The organism is Streptomyces sp. NPDC107575 (assembly GCF_055657265.1).
Genome location: NZ_JBVKBG010000004.1, coordinates 231,211 through 245,749 on the forward strand (window position 1 = coordinate 231,211; position 14,539 = coordinate 245,749).

Sequence of the window (14,539 nt, forward strand, 5' to 3'; positions counted from 1 at the left end):
CCCCTTCCAATCTGACGCACCGTCAGCTTCAATGGTGTGCATGATGGGACACGCAGGGATGGCGGCCACCGTCGTCCGCTACCTCAGGTCCGTCGGTGCTCCCACGGCGGAGCCGCCTCCCGTGGACGTGCTGCCGCGCCCCGATCTCCGGGCGGTCGGCGACGACGAGCGGGTGCCCGTCGACCCGGCCGAATTCCGGCGCGTACTGGGCGAGTTCGCGAGCGGCGTGACCGTGGTGACGGCGGACGACCCGGAGTCGGGCGCGGCCGGATTCGCCTGCCAGTCCTTCGCGTCCCTGTCCCTCGACCCGCCGCTGGTGGCGTTCATGGTGGCGCGTACGTCGACGACCTGGCCGCGGATCGCGCGCGCCGGGTCGTTCTGCGTGAACGTGCTCGCGGACGGCCAGGGCGAGCTGTGCCGGGGCTTCGCGGTGAGCGGGGCGGACAAGTTCGCGGGCGTGCGGTACGACGCGGCGCCCGTGTCGGGGGCGCCGCGCATCGACGGGGTGGCCGCGTGGATCGACTGCGTGATCCACGCGGTGCACACGGGCGGCGACCACCTCATCGTGGTCGGCCGGGTGACGGCGCTGGGCGCGGAGGGGAACGGGGCGGGGCCGCTGGTGTTCCACCAGGGCACGTTCTCCGGTCTACGCGACTGAGGGCGCGGCGACCGGGGTGTCCGCACGGCCGCGCCGGATGATCAGCGACATCAGCGCCGCCGCGGCGCACAGCGCGCCCGAGGCGTACCAGACGACGTCGTACGACCCGAAGACGTCCCGCGCGACACCGCCCAGGAAGGCCACGACCGCGGCCCCGACCTGGTGCGAGGCGAGCACCCAGCCGAAGACGATCGCGCTGTCCTCGCCGTAGTGCTCACGGCACAGCGCGATGGTCGGCGGCACGGTGGCGACCCAGTCGAGCCCGTAGAAAACGATGAAGAACAGCATGGGCGGCCGAACATCAGGAGCCAGCAGCATCGGCAGGAACAGCAGCGAGACGCCGCGCAGCGCGTAGTACACCGCGAGCAGCCGGCGCGCCTCGATCCGGTCCGTGAACCAGCCCGACGCGACGGTCCCGACGACGTCGAAGACGCCGATCACGGCGAGCAGTGACGCGGCCGTGGTGATGGGCATGTGGTGGTCGTGGGCCGCGGGCACGAAGTGCGTCTTGACCAGGCCGTTCGTGGAGGCGCCGCAGATCGCGAAGGTCCCGGCGAGCAGCCAGAACGGCCCGGTGCGTGCGGCCTTCACGAGGACGGTCACGGCGCGGTTCCCCGCTCCCCGTACGGGCGCGGGCTTCGGTACGAACTCCTTTGCCCCGTACGGCTCGACGCCCACGTCGGCGGGGTGGTCGCGCAGCAGCAGCCAGACCAGTGGGACGACGGCGAGCGCGGAGAGGGCCACGGTCACGGCGGCGGGCCGCCAGCCGTGCCGGTCGACGATCCAGGACAGGAGCGGCAGGAACACCAGCTGTCCGGAGGCCCCGGCGGCGGTCAGCACCCCGGTCACGAGCCCGCGCCGGGCGACGAACCAGCGGTTGGTGACGGTGGCGGCGAAGGCCAGCGCCATCGAGCCGCTGCCGAGCCCCACGAGCACACCCCAGAACATGACGAGCTGCCAGGCGGCGGTCATCCACACGGTGAGCAGCGAGCCGCCCGCGATGACGCTCAGCGCCACCGCCACGACCTTCCGTATCCCGAACCGGTCCATGAGCGCGGCGGCGAACGGGGCGGTGACCCCGTACAGCGCGAGATTCACGGACACGGCGAAGCCGATGGTGCCGCGCGACCAGCCGAAACCGGTGTCGGGGTCGTGCAGCGGCTCGATGAGCAGCCCCGGCAGGGAGGCGAAGGCGGCGGCGCCGACGATCGTCACGAAGGTGACGGCGGCGACGGCCCAGGCCCGGTGCGGGCGGCGTCTCGGGCGGGTGCCGGGCCGCGCGTCCGGCTGCGGCTGGGGCTGCGTCTGCGTATCGGTCACACGAGCAGCTTCGGGGATCTCCTCCCGCGGAACGAGTGGCCCGAATGCCATTGTTCGCTAGGATCGGGCCATGGCCTCCCGCAGTGAACGGCACGCCCCGCACCGCGTCGCGGTGCTCGCGCTCGACGGCCTCATCCCCTTCGAGTTCGGCATCCCCCAGCGCATCTTCGGCCGCGCCCGTGACGCGGCGGGGCGGCGGCTGTACGAGGTGGTGACCTGCGCGGTCCGTGAGCCGGGCCGCGTGCAGACCGACGCCGACTACGCGATCCACGTCGAGCACGGCCCGGAGGTGCTGGGGTCGGCGGACACGGTGATCGTCCCGGCGTCGTACGAGATGGGCCCGGTGTACGAAGAGGGCATCCTCACACCGGAGTTGGCGGCAGCGCTCGCCTGGATCCGCCCCGGTACGCGCATGGTGTCCATCTGCACCGGCAGCTACGTCCTCGCCGCGGCGGGGTTGCTGGAGGGCAGGCCCGCGACCACGCACTGGGCGGACGCGGACCACTTCCAGAGCCTCTTCCCGCACATCAAGGTCGACCCGAACGTCCTGTTCATCGACGACGGCGACGTGCTGTCATCGGCGGGCGTCGCGGCCGGTATCGACCTGTGCCTGCACCTGGTGCGGCGCGACCACGGGGCGGCGGTCGCCAACGATGTGGCGCGCCGCACGGTGGTGCCGCCGCACCGGGACGGCGGCCAGGCCCAGTACATCGAACGCCCGCTGCCCGAGCCCCGGTTGGCGTCCACCGCGCGCGCCCGCGCGTGGGCCCTCGAGCACCTGGGCGAGCCCATCCAGCTCCGCGACCTGGCGGCCCGCGAGTCCCTCTCCGTCCGCACGTTCACGCGCCGCTTCCGCGAGGAGGTCGGCGCGAGCCCCGGCCAGTGGCTGACGGCCCAACGGGTGGAGCGGGCCCGCCACTTGCTGGAAACGTCGCCGGCATCCATGGACGAGGTGGCCCACCAGTCCGGCTTCGGCACAGCCCAGTCCTTGCGCCAGCACTTCCACGCGGCGGTGGGGGTGACGCCGACGGCGTACCGGAGGACGTTCCGGGCGGGGGTGCCGGGGTGAGGCGCGGCCCCCACCGACCACCCGTCCTTACGCCACGGGTCTCCGCCCCGGACCCTGCTGGCTCTCGTCCCGGTGCGGGGCTTGATCCACCTGCCTGCGCCGGCCCACCAGGCAGCCCGCTGCCTGGCCCCTTTGGCTCCGCCGCCACCCGCCCTTACGCCTCGGGCTTCGCCCTTCTCCCACCCGCCCGCCCCCTCCGGGGGCTCCCGGTCCGCCGGGGTGCGGTCGCGCACCGCCTCGCCGGAGCGCGCAGCCACCTGTCCTTACGCCTCGGGGCTCCGCCCCGGACCCCGCTGGCTCTCGTCCCGGTGCGGGGCTTGATCTACCTGCCTGCGCCGGCCCACCAGGCGGCCCGCTGCCGGGCCGCATGACTCCGCCGCTCAATTTCCCACGCTTCGGCCCTGGGCGAGAATGAGGTACCCAGGGCCGAAGGCGAGGTGGGGGTTACGGGAGGCGCGCGCCTCGGGAGTCGGCGATGCGCAGGGTCTGCGTCAGGGATTCGGTCAACCGGCGTGCGATGAAGCGGAGTTCGACCGCCGCCACGTCCACGTCGACCAGCAATCCGCTGGACAACGCCAACACCTCCCGCGCGTCCACCAGTTGCTCGTACTCGATCCGGTCCGCCAACCGCGAAAGGTAGCCGTCCGGGTTGTCCGTCACCAGGTACGCGGCGCACCCGTTCTCGCCCGGCCAGGGCAGAAGCCGCGCGCTCATCGCACGCCTCCCGCCACCGGGACGCGGACGCCGTGGATGTGCCGGGGGCCGGTGTCGATGCCTAATGTGGCGAGGTAGAGGGCCCGGCGGCGTTCGCGTTGGCGGCGATGTTCCTCGGGTGTCAGGACGTAGGGGCGTACGAGAGCGTGCGCCGCGGCGTCGAGCGGTTCGGTGTGGCGGGGTGGTGGCGCCGGAATGGCGGGCGTGAGGACGATGAGTCGGTGGCGGCCTGGGGGTGGTGGGGTACAGAGACTCAGCACCCAGGTCAGGATTCGAACGATAAGGTCCAGCATGTCGGCGCCTCCTACGTGGCGTTGACCATGCCCCCGGGCCGGTTGCAGCGGTCGCGGGGGTCAGTCTTCGGCTGACGCGCCAACTCTATGCAGACCTGCGCACAGGTGTGGTCAAATCCTGGAGGTGATCATATATGTGCAGGTGCATGCGCAGAGGTGAAGGAATACGGTCACTGCGTGGACTACGAGATTGACCGCACCCGCATCGTCTGGCGTCAGATCGCCGCCGTACTGGCGCACCGCATCGCGACCGAGGAGTACCCGCTGGGGAAGCGATTCCCCTCGGTCGCGGACGTCGCTGCCGAGTTCGACGTGTCCACGAGTACCGGGCAGAAGGCCCTCTACCAACTCCGCGACGCCGGCCTCCTGAGGATGGAGCACGGGCTGGGCACCTTCGTCGACGACGACGGCCCGGAACTCGCCAAGAACGAGCCCTTCGGCCCGCCCCCGAAGCCGCGCGCCAAGTAGCAGGAGTGCGTTGATCGGCACCGTTCCTCACAAATCACCTTGACCGAGACGCCCGCGACGGCAAGGATCAGCCGCGTTCATCCAGAGGACTTGAGGGACCTGGCCCCGTGACGGTCCGGCAACCTGCGACAGCAAGGTGCCAACGCCAGGAACGATGAGGAGCGGCACCGCATGCGACCTTGGTTCGACGTACCCACGCTCAACGGCTCCCTGGTCCGGCTCGAGGCACTGTCCCTCGACCACGCCGAGGATCTCGCTCTGGCGGCGGAGGAGGACCGCAGCACGTACGCCTTCACGCTCGTCCCCCGCGCCGAGGGGGTCGTCGGCTATCTGGAGGCCCAATTCGAGCGCGTGGAACAGGGACTCGTCCCGTTCGCGCAGATCCGGCAGAGCGACGGGCGGGCCGTCGGATGCACGGCGTACTGGGACCCGCGCCACTGGCCGGGAAGCAGGGACCTGCGAGCCGTGGAGATCGGCTTCACCTGGCTCGGCGCCCGTGCGCAAGGATGCGGCATCAACACCGAGGCCAAGATGCTGCTGATGCGGCACGCCTTCGAGCGCCTGCGCGTGGAACGGGTCGACCTCAAGACCGACGCCCGCAACCAGCAGTCACGCAAGGCGATCGAGAACCTCGGAGCCTCCTACGAGGGCGTGCTGAGGAACTGGTCGCCGTCCTGGGCGCCGGGAGAGACCGGCAAGCTCAGGGACTCCGCCATGTACTCCGTGGTGAGAACCGAGTGGAACGCCGTACGGGACCACCTTCTCCGGCGGTTGGCCGTGCGTCGCAGTGAGCCGGTCCGGGGAGTGTGAGGCATGGGGTGGAGGCAGCGGAACGCGATGACGCCGCGGGTGCGAGGCGGATCGACTCATGGGTTGGCATGGCCCAGGACCTCGACGTCGGCCCGAGGGTGCACCGCCCCTCCGTCTTCTCCGCGTTCCTGGCGGCCAATGTGCTGGATACCCAGGATCAGGTCGTGGTCGACGTGGGGTGCGGCGCAGGGCTCGTCACCATCGCGGCCCTATCAAGCGGCGCCCGCCATGTCGTGGCACAGGACTACGACCCGGCCGCGCTCAACGACACGATGCGCAATGTCACGCGGATCCTCGGCCCCAAGGCGTGCGAGCGCCTTTCGTTGTGGGAAGCCGACTGGCGGCAGCTCGGCCCGATGGCCGCGGACGTTCTGGCGGTCAATCCGCCGCAGCGGCCGACCGCGCTGATGCCCGACGTTCCGCACGACCAGCGCCACCTGCACGACGGGGGCGGCGCGGACGGTCTGGACGGCATCCGTCTGGTCCTGGCACACGCCAAGGCGCGACGCGTACGCACCACTGCCGCCGCAGCGCTACGGATGGACATCCGTACCTACGCTGATTGGTCCGCACCCCGGCTGATCGCCGACGCGTGGCTGCCTTTTGCTCCCGCGTGGCGCACCCTCGTCCCGGATTTGCGCGGGCGGGTGGGTATTTGGGAGTTCTCCCGAGAACCACGCAACGGGCGACTGTGACGGGAGATGGCCACTGGGCTGTCATTTCCCGCCACAGTCAGACGCTCAGCCGCCTCAGCCGCCTCAATCGCCTCAGCGGCCCCGGAACTCCGGCCTCCGGCGTTCCACGAAGCTTGCTACGCCCTCGTTCGCGTCGTGGGTGGTCATGTTCAGCTCCTGGGCTGTCGCCTCTGCCGCGAAGGCTGTGGTGCGGTCCGAATCCAGGGAGGCGTTGATCAGGGACTTGGTCAGCGCCAGCGCGCGCGTCGGGCCCGATGCGAGGCGTTCCGACCAGTCGCGGGTCAGTTTCGGGAGTTCGTCGTCCGGGACGACCCGGTTGACCAGGCCGAGGCGTTCCGCGTCGGCGGCGGGGACCGCGTCGCCGAAGAACATGAGTTCCTTGGCGCGTTGCGGGCCGATCAGGCGGGGGAGGAGGTAGGCGCCTCCGCCGTCCGGGACGAGGCCGCGGCGGGCGAACACCTCGATGAAGCGCGCCGATTCGGCGGCCAGGACCAGGTCGCAGGCGAGCGCGAGGTGCGCGCCGATGCCGGCCGCCGTCCCGTTGACCGCCGCGATCACCGGCTTCTCGCAGTCCTGGACCGCGGCGATCAACCGGTGCGCCCCGAGGCGGATCATGCGGGCGACGTCCCCCACGACCCGTTCCCCGGCGTCCGCGCTCCCGCCCCGCAGATCCGCGCCCGCGCAGAAACCCTTGCCCGTCGCGGTGATCACCACGGCCCGTACGTCCGGGTCGGCGGAGGCCTCGGCGAGCAGCGCGATGACGCGTTCGCGCTGGTCCCAGGTGACGGCGTTCATGGCTTCGGGCCGGTTGAGGGTGATCCACGAGACGCCGTTGTCAGTGGCGTGCAGTACCAATGAGTGCAAGGACTCGTCGGGGGAGGGCTGGGTCATGGGGGAGCTCCGTCTCGGGAGAAGGTCGGTGGCGGCGGCCGGGTCAGCGGCACACCGCGAGCGCGTCGAGGGCGACTGCGCCCTGGCCGCGCGGCAGCACCATCAGCGGGTTGATGTCCAGTTCGGCGAGGTCGTCGCCGAGTTCGAGTGCCATGCGCTGCACCCGCAGGATCACCTCGACCAGTGCGTCGATGTCGACGGGCGGCGCCCCCCTGACCCCGTCGAGCAGGGCCCGCCCGCGGAGTTGGTCGAGGACCGCCCGCGCCTGGGTCTCGCCGAAGGGCGGTACGGCGACGGCGGTGTCGCGCAGGACCTCCACCAGTACGCCGCCGAGGCCGACGGTGACGGTGGGGCCGAACAGGTCGTCGCGCGTGACGCCGACGACCATCTCGACGCCCCGCTCGACCATCTGGCAGACGAGGACGCCGTCGAGCTCGATGCCCTCGTAGCGGGCGATGTCGGTGAGTTCGCGGTACGCGTCCCGTACCTGGCTGGCGGAGGTCAACTCGACCTTGACCAGGCCGAGTTCGGACTTGTGGGCCAGTTGCGGGGCCGACGCCTTCATGACGACGGGGTAGCCGACGAGGGACGCCGCCCGCACCGCCGCCGCCGCGCTCGTCACCAGCTGCTCGCGCGGCACCCGGATCCCGTACGCCCGCAGCAGCTGCTTCGCCGCGTGCTCGCTCAGCTGGTGGCCGGGGCGCATCAGGGCCTGCGCCTTGCGGAAGGACGGGGAGGGCGTGCGCGGCGCCTCGTCGAAGGGCGAGACGTACGAGGCCGTGAAGCGGTGGTGGTCCAGGTAGGAGCGGACCGCGGTGATGCAGTTGGCGAAGGTGCGGAAGGTGGCCACGCGGGAGGAGCCGAGGAGCGTCGTGCGGTAGGCCTCCTCCGTGCCCACCGGCGAGCCCCACACCACGCACACCAGTTTGTCCGTCTGTTCCGCCGCGTCCACCAGGTCCTGGGCCAGCTTGTCGCTCATGGGCGGGAAGGGGCCGGTGATCGGGCAGATCAGGACGCCGACGGAGGGGTCGGCGAGGATCGCGTCGATGATCTTGCGGCCGCGCCAGTCGCCGACCGGGTGGCCACCGTTGTCGACCGGGTTCGCCACGCTCAGATAGTCGGGTATCCACTGGTGCAGTTCGTCCTGCTTCTCCTGGGGGAGGGTCGGCAGGTCGAGGCCCGCTTCCGTCGCCAGGTCCGCGAAGTGGGCGCCCGTTCCGCCGGAGATCGAGTACACGACGACGCCGTCGGCCTGCGGCGGCCGGGCGCGGGCGAGCAGGGCGGAGGTGTCCTGCAGCTCGTCGAGCCCGTCGACGCGGATGACGCCGAACTGCCGCATGGCGGCGTCCACGACGGTGTCCGCGCCGGTGAGTTTGCCGGTGTGCGAGGCCGCGGTGCGGGCGCCCGTCTCGGTCCGCCCCACCTTCACCGCGACGACCGGCACGCCCTCGCGCGCGGCCCGGTCGGCGGCCAGGAGGAAGGAGCGGCCGTCCTTGAGGCCCTCGACATAGCAGGCGATGGCGCCGACCTCGGGGCGCTGGGAGAAGTAGGAGATGAAGTCGGCGGTCTCCAGGTCGGCCTCGTTGCCGGTCGGCGCCCAGTGGGAGAGGCGGATGCCCAGCTCCTGGAGGGAGAAGACGGGGCGGCCCTGATGGCCGGACTGGGTGATCAGCGCGATGGCGGGACCCTCGAGGTCGTCGCGGAACCGCTCGAAGGCGTTGAGGTTGGTGTTGGGGCCGAGCAGCCGCATGCCGGAGCGTTCCACGGCCGACGACAGCCGGGTCTGCGCCGCGGCGCCTTCGTCGCCCGTCTCGGCGAACCCCGAGGCGAAAGCGACGGCGAACTTCACCTTGGTGTCCGCGAGTTGCTCGATGACGGGCAGCGGATCGGCGACGAGCAGCACGGCGAGGTCGACCTGCTCGGGCAGCTCGGCGACGGAGGGGGAGCAGGGGAGGCCGAAGACGGTCTCGCGGGTGGGGTGCACCGGATACAGGCGCGCGCCGACCCGCTCCGCCCAGTTCATGAGCTGCCGTGTGATGCCCGTGTTCGGCCGGCCCTCCGCGTCGGACGCGCCGACGACGGCGACGGACTCGGGCCGGAAGAACCGGTCGAGATCGGGGACGTCGGAGTGCAGCGGGCGCCCGCTGACGTCCAGCTCTTCGGTACCGGCCCGCCCGTGCACGGCGGGTCCGGGCTGCTCACCGCAGGCGATCACGCGGGCCCGGCGGGAGTCGGTGGTCAGGGTGCCATACGTCGATCCAAGCATCGGTCCGCCCGCTCCTGTGTGTCAGCGACATCTCTTGCCTGTGCAGTGCCTCGAAGTCCCCCCGAGGGATAACTGACGCATAGTCAGATTACTGAACTGACACTGTGTCAGGAACAGGGCTGCAGGCAAAGAGATGGGGCGAATGTTCCGAGGGGCGTGCTCGCACGGGTGCTCGGGCGGGTGCCCGGGAGGCGGTCACGCGGGTAGTTGTGCCGCCACCTTCTTGCCGATGCGGCCCGCGTCCAGGGCCAGTTCGCGGAGCATGCCGGAGATCGGGTTGGTGTAGCCGGTGAAGTGGAGGCCGGGCGCCGAAGAGGTCCCGAGGGGTCGCCCCGTGGCGGGGTCCAGGACGTTCAGGTGGCCCACCAGGTCCTCCAGGCCCTGCCGGTATCCGGTGGCCGCGATCACGGCGTCCGGGGTGACCCGGGTGTCGTCGGAGAGGACCACCGCGTCCGAGTCGAAGGAGGTGACGGCGGCGACGGGCTCGACCTTCCCGGACCGTACGGCGTCGACGAAGCCGACGTCCTGCACCGGGATGGCGCCCTGGCGTGCCCGCGAGTAGAGGCCGGTGTCGGGGCGGGGCAGGCCCTGCGCCGACAGGTCGGGCACGCTCGCCCTGCCGAGCGGCGCGGCGAGCCGGTCCACCATGCCGACCGGCAGGCGCCGGCAGAGGATGCCGGTGCGCTGGGCGGGCCAGCCGAGCGTGGTGCGGCGCACGATGTGCGGCGTGGTGCGCACGGCGATGCGGACGCGCGCGGCGCCGCCCTCGATCAGGTCGACGGCGATCTCGGTGCCGGTGTTGCCCGCGCCGACGACGAGGACGTCCTGGCCGGTGAAGGGGGCCGGATTGCGGTACTCGCCCGCGTGCAGCAGCTTCCCGGTGTACGTGGCGGTGCCGGGCCAGTCGGGCAGGTGCGGGGTGTGGTTGTAGCCGGTGGCGACGACGACGGCGGTCGAGGTCAGCTCGCGGCCGCCGGTCGCCCGCAGGAGCCACCCCGAGTCGTCGGGGGTCCGCTCGACGCGGGTGACCTCGACGCCGGTGACGACCTCCAGGTCGTGGTGCTCGGCGTACTTCTCCAGGTAGCGCACGACGTCGTCGCGGGCGACCCAGCGGCCGAAGCGGCGCGGCATCGGCAGGCCGGGCAGGCCCGAGAGGCGGCGCGTGGTGTGCAGGTGGAGGCGGTCGTAATGGCCGCGCCAGGAGGTGCCGACGCGGTCGGACTTCTCCAGGACGACGGGCCGGACGCCGTGCGCCTTCAGTCCGACGGCCGCGGCGAGTCCGCCGGGGCCGCCCCCGATGACGTACACGGGCGGACGTTCGTGACTGCGTGCCGGTGCTTGTGGGGAGTCGGCCATGCACGGAGCGTATTCCGGTCGCCGGATTGAGCGGGACCGGTCAAGACGGAAACCGGTTGCGAATTGATCACGGGCCGGGGCTCGGGCGGTCGGTCGTTGGTGAGTGCGGGGCCCTTGCGGAGGCGGTGCCGGATGCGTTGAACTGGTCTGCCCGAGTAACTGACGTACCGTCAGAAAGTGGGAGAGGGGCCGGACTTCATGGACGCGATAGGGCTCAGCGGCGCCGAGTGGCTCGCCGTGCTGCGCATCGGGCTCGGCCTGTGGTGGCTGGAGAGCTGGCGGCACAAGGACAAGAAGGGCTGGTTCGAGCGCGGCACCGGCATCGCGTGGGCCGCGGACGTGGCGGGCAAGCACAAGTGGAACGCGGTGCGCAGCGGCTTCGAGGTCGTCGTGAAACCGCGGCCGAAGACGATGGCGTACGTCGTGGTGTACGCCGAACTCGCGCTGGGGGTCGGGCTGATCCTCGGATTCCTCACGCCGATCGCGCTGGTCGGCGGGCTGCTGCTCAACCTCCTCTACTTCACGCTGATGATCCACGACTGGGCCGAGCAGGGGCAGAACGCGATGATGGGCCTGATCTCGCTCGTCGCGCTGTTCGCCATGTCCTGGCAGGCCTGGTCCCTCGACCACGCGATCGGACTGTTCTCGTGAGCGCTGCTTCCGCCGACGTACGTTTCGATGTTCCCGAACCCGACGCCTTCACGCGGCCCTACTGGGACGCGGCCGCCGGGGGGCGGCTGCTGCTCAGGCACTGCGCGGACTGCGGGCGGGACCACCACTACCCGCGGGAGTTCTGCCCGTTCTGCTGGAGCGAGAACGGCGGGTGGCGGGACGCGAGCGGCCGGGCCACGCTCTACACGTGGTCCGTCGTGCACCGCAACGACCTGCCGCCCTTCGGGGCCCGCACCCCGTACACCGCCGCCGTCGTCGACCTCGCCGAGGGGCCGCGGATGATGACGGAGATCGTGGAGTGCGCGGAGGCCGACCTGCGGATGGGGATGGAGCTGACGGTCGACTTCCGGGAGGGCGGGGGCGGCTTCGCGGTGCCGGTGTTCCGGCCCGCGCGATGACCGTGCGGTGGCCGACGCCGTAATCCGGTGGCCGGGCCTCCGCGGGTGCGGCCATCATGGCCCGATGACGACCTCACGGGCACGCACGGGCGAGTGGCTGCTGACGTCGGACCTCGACGAATTCACCGAACGCACAAGGGAGTTGCTGGCCTCCGACCCGACCCTGCATACGGTGGCGCTCAGCGTCACCGCGCGCATGCGGGCGTCCGGCTGGATGGTGGACGGCGCGCGCTTCGGCGTGTGGACGGGGCCCGGCGGTCGGGTGGCCGGCTACTTCTTCTGGACGCCGCCCCACTTCCTGTACGTGGCGCTGCCCGGCGAGGAGGCGGGCCGCAAGGAGGCGGCCGGCACCCTGGTCGATGCCCTCGCCGAACTGCCCGTAGACGGCGCGAACGGCGCACTGGAGTCGACGTCCGCTCTCGCCGAGGCCTGGCTCGAGCGGCGTCCCGGCGCGCGGGCCGAGCGCGTGATGCGGCAGCGGCTGTTCCGGCTCGGCGAGCTGACGCCGCCGAAGAGCCTGCCCGCGGGCGGACCCCGGATCGCGGGCGAGGCCGACCGGGGCCTCCTCGCTGACTGGCACATGGCCTTCGACGCGGAGGCACACCCGCGCGACGCCCCGTCGCGCGAACGGGCCGACGCCTGGGCCGACGAGCGCATCGCCTACGGCGGCATCACGCTCTGGGAGGACGCCGACGGCACACCCGTCTCGATGGCGGGCCTCACCCGCGGCTCGCTGGCCACCGTCCGGGTCGCCCCCGTCTACACGCCGCCCGCGGTACGCGGCCGCGGCTACGCTGCCGCCGTCACCGCCGAGGTCAGCCGGGCCGCGCGGGCCGAGGGGGCGGAAGAGGTGCTGCTCTTCACCGACCTGGCCAACCCGACGAGCAATGCCCTCTACCAGCGCCTTGGCTACCGCCCGGTCCGGGAGTTCGCGGTGTGGGAGTTCACGGCCACAGCAGCTCCTTGACCCAGCCGTCCGCCGTGCGCCGGTACCGGAGGCGCACGTGGCGGCGTCGCGCGTCGCCCTGGAAGAACTCCACCTCGTCCGGGGCCAGCTCGTAGACGGTCCAGGACGGGGCGGCGGCGTCCGGTTCGCGCTGCGCGCGCTCCCACGCGGCGTCGGAGGCGCGCTCCAACTCCTCGTAGGAGCCGAGCGGTTCGCTCTGGTGGCCGACGAGGGCGGAGGCGAGCGCGCCGGTCGAGCGGGCGTGCAGATCGGCGTGGGCGGCCTCGGGGCCCGCCGTGCGGACGGGGCCGCGGACCCGGATCTGGCGGCCCTGCGCGGGCCAGTAGAAGCCGAGCGCCGCGTACGGGCGCGCGGCGAGCTGGCGGCCCTTGGCGCTGCCCGCGTGCGAGGCGAAGTGCCAGCCGTGCGCCTCGTCGGCGCCGTGCAGCATCACCGTACGGACATCGGCGCGGCCCTCGGCGTCCGTCGTCGCGAGCGACGGGGTGTGCGGTTCGGGCTGGCCCGCCGCCACGGCCGCGGCGAACCACCGGGTGAACAGCGGGAGGGGAGCGGCGGGGGTGTCCTCGGGGTCGAATGCGGGCAGCTCGGTGTCCCAGACGCGCAGGGAGCGCAGGAGGGCGTCCAGGTCGGGGGAGTCGGATTCCGGTTCCATCCCCCGATTCTCGCCCCGCCGCCCCTCGGTCCCGCCCTGCCCCGCCCCTCAGTCCCGCCCCAGCACCACCGTCCCTGCACCTCAGTCCTGCCCCAGCACCTCCGTCCCCGCCCCTCAGTCCCGCCCCAGCACCACCGTCCCCGCCGAGCAGAACCACCCGCCCGTTCCCGACGCCACCGCGAGGCGCGGCAGTGAACCGTCCGGGCGCCGGACCTGGTGGCCGCCCGCCTCCCCGCGCAGCTGTCGTGCCGCCTCCACCAGGAGGAACAGGCCGCGCATGCCGGGGTGCTGGGCGGAGAGGCCGCCACCGTCGGTGTTCGTGGGGAGTTCGCCGTCGTGCAGGAGGCGGCCCTTCTCGACGAAGGCGCCGCCCTCCCCCTTGGCGCAGAAGCCGAGGTCCTCCAGGGTCACGAGCGTCATGTACGTGAAGGCGTCGTAGATCTCCGCGATGTCGATCTCGGACGGACTCACCCCCGCCCGCTCGAACGCCAGTCGGCCGCTCACCGCCGCCGGGGAGACCGTGAAGTCGTCCCACTCGGACATCGTGGTGTGCGACACGTGCTCGCCCGAACCCAGCACCCACACCGGCGGCTTCGCGCAGTCGCGCACCAGGTCCTCGGCCACGAGCAGCACCGCCGCGCCGCCGTCCGAGCGGATGCAGCAGTGCAGTTTGGTGAACGGGTCGGCGATCATCGGCCCGTCCAGGACCTCGTCGACCGTGATCGGGTCGCGGAACATGGCGTCCGGGTTGCGGGACGCGTTGGCGCGGGCCTGGACGGCGACCTGGGCCAGCTGCTCCAAGGTTGTGCCGTACTCGTGCATGTGGCGGCGGGCCGCCATCGCGTACTTGGCGATCAGCGAGTGGCCGTACGGCACCTCGAACTGGAGCGGGCCGCGCGCCCCGAAGGACAGGTTGGAGGTGCGCCGCTTCGCCTTGATGTCGGCGCGGGCCGTGGAGCCGTAGACGAGCAGGACGGCGCGCGCGTGGCCCGCCCGTATCGCGTCCGCCGCGTGCGCCGCCATGACCTCCCAGGTGGAGCCGCCGACCGAAGTGGAGTCGACCCAGCGGGGTTTGAGGCCCAGGTACTCGGCGACCTCGACCGGCGCGAGGGTGCCGAGGCCCGCGCTCGCGAAGCCGTCGACGACGTCGGGGGTGAGCCCCGCGTCGGCGAGCGCCCGGCGGGCGGCCTGGGCGTGCAGGGCGTAGGGAGTGGCTTCGTCGACGCGGCCGCAGTCGGAGAGGGCGATGCCCGTGATGGCGACCTTGCTTCCGGTCTGAGTCATGAATCTGACGGTACATCAGATACGGG

15 protein-coding genes and 1 riboswitch are annotated in these 14,539 nt (G+C 72.1%); of the genes, 8 read left to right on the forward strand and 7 right to left on the reverse strand.

The genetic code is table 11. From position 1 onward, the window contains the following. Window positions 1-40: 40 nt before the first annotated feature. Window positions 41-658, forward strand: a complete 618-nt coding sequence (locus tag ACZ7L4_RS20605) for a flavin reductase family protein (protein WP_472104415.1) — start codon at window positions 41-43, stop codon at window positions 656-658. Here the strand turns inward: ACZ7L4_RS20605 and ACZ7L4_RS20610 are convergent. Continuing rightward, a complete protein-coding gene (locus ACZ7L4_RS20610; protein WP_472104417.1) occupies window positions 647-2,029 on the reverse strand; it encodes an MFS transporter in 1,383 nt (460 codons plus the stop codon). The two genes, ACZ7L4_RS20605 and ACZ7L4_RS20610, sit on opposite strands and share 12 nt — an antisense overlap. A gap of 19 nt (window positions 2,030-2,048) precedes the next feature. On the opposite strand from ACZ7L4_RS20610, the gene ACZ7L4_RS20615 reads away from it, so the two are divergent. Continuing rightward, the gene (locus ACZ7L4_RS20615) at window positions 2,049-3,047 is read left to right on the forward strand and encodes a GlxA family transcriptional regulator (RefSeq protein ID WP_472104419.1); all 999 of its coding nucleotides are present in this window, start codon (window positions 2,049-2,051) and stop codon (window positions 3,045-3,047) included. Window positions 3,048-3,491: 444 nt separating this feature from the next. On the opposite strand, the gene ACZ7L4_RS20620 is transcribed toward ACZ7L4_RS20615, so the two are convergent. Beyond that, complete coding sequence (locus ACZ7L4_RS20620) at window positions 3,492-3,761, reverse strand: hypothetical protein (protein ID WP_472104421.1); 270 nt, start codon at window positions 3,759-3,761, stop codon at window positions 3,492-3,494. 470 nt (window positions 3,762-4,231) lie between these two features. Here ACZ7L4_RS20620 and ACZ7L4_RS20625 point away from each other — a divergent pair, with 470 nt between their 5' ends. From ACZ7L4_RS20625 to ACZ7L4_RS20635, 3 genes are all read left to right on the forward strand, one after another. Further along, entirely contained in the window at window positions 4,232-4,522 is a 291-nt protein-coding gene (locus ACZ7L4_RS20625) for a winged helix-turn-helix domain-containing protein (RefSeq protein ID WP_472104422.1), read from the forward strand. Window positions 4,523-4,596: 74 nt separating this feature from the next. After that, window positions 4,597-4,683, forward strand: a riboswitch (SAM riboswitch). A 10-nt stretch (window positions 4,684-4,693) separates the two neighbouring features. After that, window positions 4,694-5,332 carry a GNAT family N-acetyltransferase gene (locus ACZ7L4_RS20630; RefSeq protein WP_472104424.1) on the forward strand — a complete coding sequence of 213 codons (639 nt, stop codon included), beginning with the start codon at window positions 4,694-4,696 and terminating at the stop codon, window positions 5,330-5,332. A 68-nt stretch (window positions 5,333-5,400) separates the two neighbouring features. Then, the gene (locus tag ACZ7L4_RS20635; RefSeq protein WP_472104426.1) at window positions 5,401-6,027 is read left to right on the forward strand and encodes a 50S ribosomal protein L11 methyltransferase; all 627 of its coding nucleotides are present in this window, start codon (window positions 5,401-5,403) and stop codon (window positions 6,025-6,027) included. A gap of 72 nt (window positions 6,028-6,099) precedes the next feature. On the opposite strand, the gene ACZ7L4_RS20640 is transcribed toward ACZ7L4_RS20635, so the two are convergent. The 3 genes from ACZ7L4_RS20640 to ACZ7L4_RS20650 all read right to left on the reverse strand — a co-directional run bounded on the left by ACZ7L4_RS20640 (window position 6,100) and on the right by ACZ7L4_RS20650 (window position 10,540). Continuing rightward, the gene (locus ACZ7L4_RS20640) at window positions 6,100-6,918 is read right to left on the reverse strand and encodes an enoyl-CoA hydratase/isomerase family protein (RefSeq protein WP_472104428.1); all 819 of its coding nucleotides are present in this window, start codon (window positions 6,916-6,918) and stop codon (window positions 6,100-6,102) included. 43 nt (window positions 6,919-6,961) lie between these two features. Beyond that, window positions 6,962-9,184, reverse strand: a complete 2,223-nt coding sequence (locus ACZ7L4_RS20645; RefSeq protein WP_472104430.1) for an acetate--CoA ligase family protein — start codon at window positions 9,182-9,184, stop codon at window positions 6,962-6,964. Window positions 9,185-9,379: 195 nt separating this feature from the next. After that, window positions 9,380-10,540, reverse strand: a complete 1,161-nt coding sequence (locus ACZ7L4_RS20650) for a flavin-containing monooxygenase (protein ID WP_472104432.1) — start codon at window positions 10,538-10,540, stop codon at window positions 9,380-9,382. 198 nt (window positions 10,541-10,738) lie between these two features. On the opposite strand from ACZ7L4_RS20650, the gene ACZ7L4_RS20655 reads away from it, so the two are divergent. From ACZ7L4_RS20655 to ACZ7L4_RS20665, 3 genes are all read left to right on the forward strand, one after another. Then, the gene (locus tag ACZ7L4_RS20655; protein WP_266718772.1) at window positions 10,739-11,191 is read left to right on the forward strand and encodes a DoxX family membrane protein; all 453 of its coding nucleotides are present in this window, start codon (window positions 10,739-10,741) and stop codon (window positions 11,189-11,191) included. Further along, a complete protein-coding gene (locus tag ACZ7L4_RS20660; protein ID WP_472104434.1) occupies window positions 11,188-11,610 on the forward strand; it encodes a Zn-ribbon domain-containing OB-fold protein in 423 nt (140 codons plus the stop codon). The genes ACZ7L4_RS20655 and ACZ7L4_RS20660 overlap by 4 nt, the downstream gene beginning before the upstream one ends. 64 nt (window positions 11,611-11,674) lie before the next feature. Then, window positions 11,675-12,577, forward strand: coding sequence for a GNAT family N-acetyltransferase (locus ACZ7L4_RS20665; protein ID WP_472104436.1), 903 nt, complete (start codon window positions 11,675-11,677; stop codon window positions 12,575-12,577). Here ACZ7L4_RS20665 and ACZ7L4_RS20670 read toward each other — a convergent pair. Together ACZ7L4_RS20670 and ACZ7L4_RS20675 are read right to left on the reverse strand one after the other, a co-directional pair. After that, window positions 12,555-13,229 (reverse strand): pyridoxine/pyridoxamine 5'-phosphate oxidase, encoded by a 675-nt coding sequence (locus ACZ7L4_RS20670; protein WP_472104438.1) that lies wholly within the window; start codon window positions 13,227-13,229, stop codon window positions 12,555-12,557. The two genes, ACZ7L4_RS20665 and ACZ7L4_RS20670, sit on opposite strands and share 23 nt — an antisense overlap. Before the next feature lie 114 nt (window positions 13,230-13,343). Beyond that, window positions 13,344-14,513: a thiolase C-terminal domain-containing protein gene (locus ACZ7L4_RS20675; protein ID WP_472104440.1), complete on the reverse strand. Its 1,170-nt coding sequence runs from the start codon at window positions 14,511-14,513 to the stop codon at window positions 13,344-13,346. Between the last annotated feature and the right edge of the window lie 26 nt (window positions 14,514-14,539).

Excerpts from the sequence above, each read along its gene's own strand:
- ACZ7L4_RS20675 (WP_472104440.1), bottom strand. The coding sequence starts at position 14,513 with ATGACTCAGACCGGAAGCAAGGTCGCCATCACGGGCATCGCCCTCTCC.
- ACZ7L4_RS20655 (WP_266718772.1), top strand. The coding sequence starts at position 10,739 with ATGGACGCGATAGGGCTCAGCGGCGCCGAGTGGCTCGCCGTGCTGCGC.
- ACZ7L4_RS20670 (WP_472104438.1), bottom strand. The coding sequence starts at position 13,229 with ATGGAACCGGAATCCGACTCCCCCGACCTGGACGCCCTCCTGCGCTCC.
- ACZ7L4_RS20630 (WP_472104424.1), top strand. The coding sequence starts at position 4,694 with ATGCGACCTTGGTTCGACGTACCCACGCTCAACGGCTCCCTGGTCCGG.
- ACZ7L4_RS20650 (WP_472104432.1), bottom strand. The coding sequence starts at position 10,540 with ATGGCCGACTCCCCACAAGCACCGGCACGCAGTCACGAACGTCCGCCC.
- ACZ7L4_RS20665 (WP_472104436.1), top strand. The coding sequence starts at position 11,675 with ATGACGACCTCACGGGCACGCACGGGCGAGTGGCTGCTGACGTCGGAC.
- ACZ7L4_RS20640 (WP_472104428.1), bottom strand. The coding sequence starts at position 6,918 with ATGACCCAGCCCTCCCCCGACGAGTCCTTGCACTCATTGGTACTGCAC.
- ACZ7L4_RS20635 (WP_472104426.1), top strand. The coding sequence starts at position 5,401 with ATGGCCCAGGACCTCGACGTCGGCCCGAGGGTGCACCGCCCCTCCGTC.
- ACZ7L4_RS20615 (WP_472104419.1), top strand. The coding sequence starts at position 2,049 with ATGGCCTCCCGCAGTGAACGGCACGCCCCGCACCGCGTCGCGGTGCTC.
- ACZ7L4_RS20610 (WP_472104417.1), bottom strand. The coding sequence starts at position 2,029 with ATGGCATTCGGGCCACTCGTTCCGCGGGAGGAGATCCCCGAAGCTGCT.
- ACZ7L4_RS20605 (WP_472104415.1), top strand. The coding sequence starts at position 41 with ATGATGGGACACGCAGGGATGGCGGCCACCGTCGTCCGCTACCTCAGG.
- ACZ7L4_RS20645 (WP_472104430.1), bottom strand. The coding sequence starts at position 9,184 with ATGCTTGGATCGACGTATGGCACCCTGACCACCGACTCCCGCCGGGCC.
- ACZ7L4_RS20620 (WP_472104421.1), bottom strand. The coding sequence starts at position 3,761 with ATGAGCGCGCGGCTTCTGCCCTGGCCGGGCGAGAACGGGTGCGCCGCG.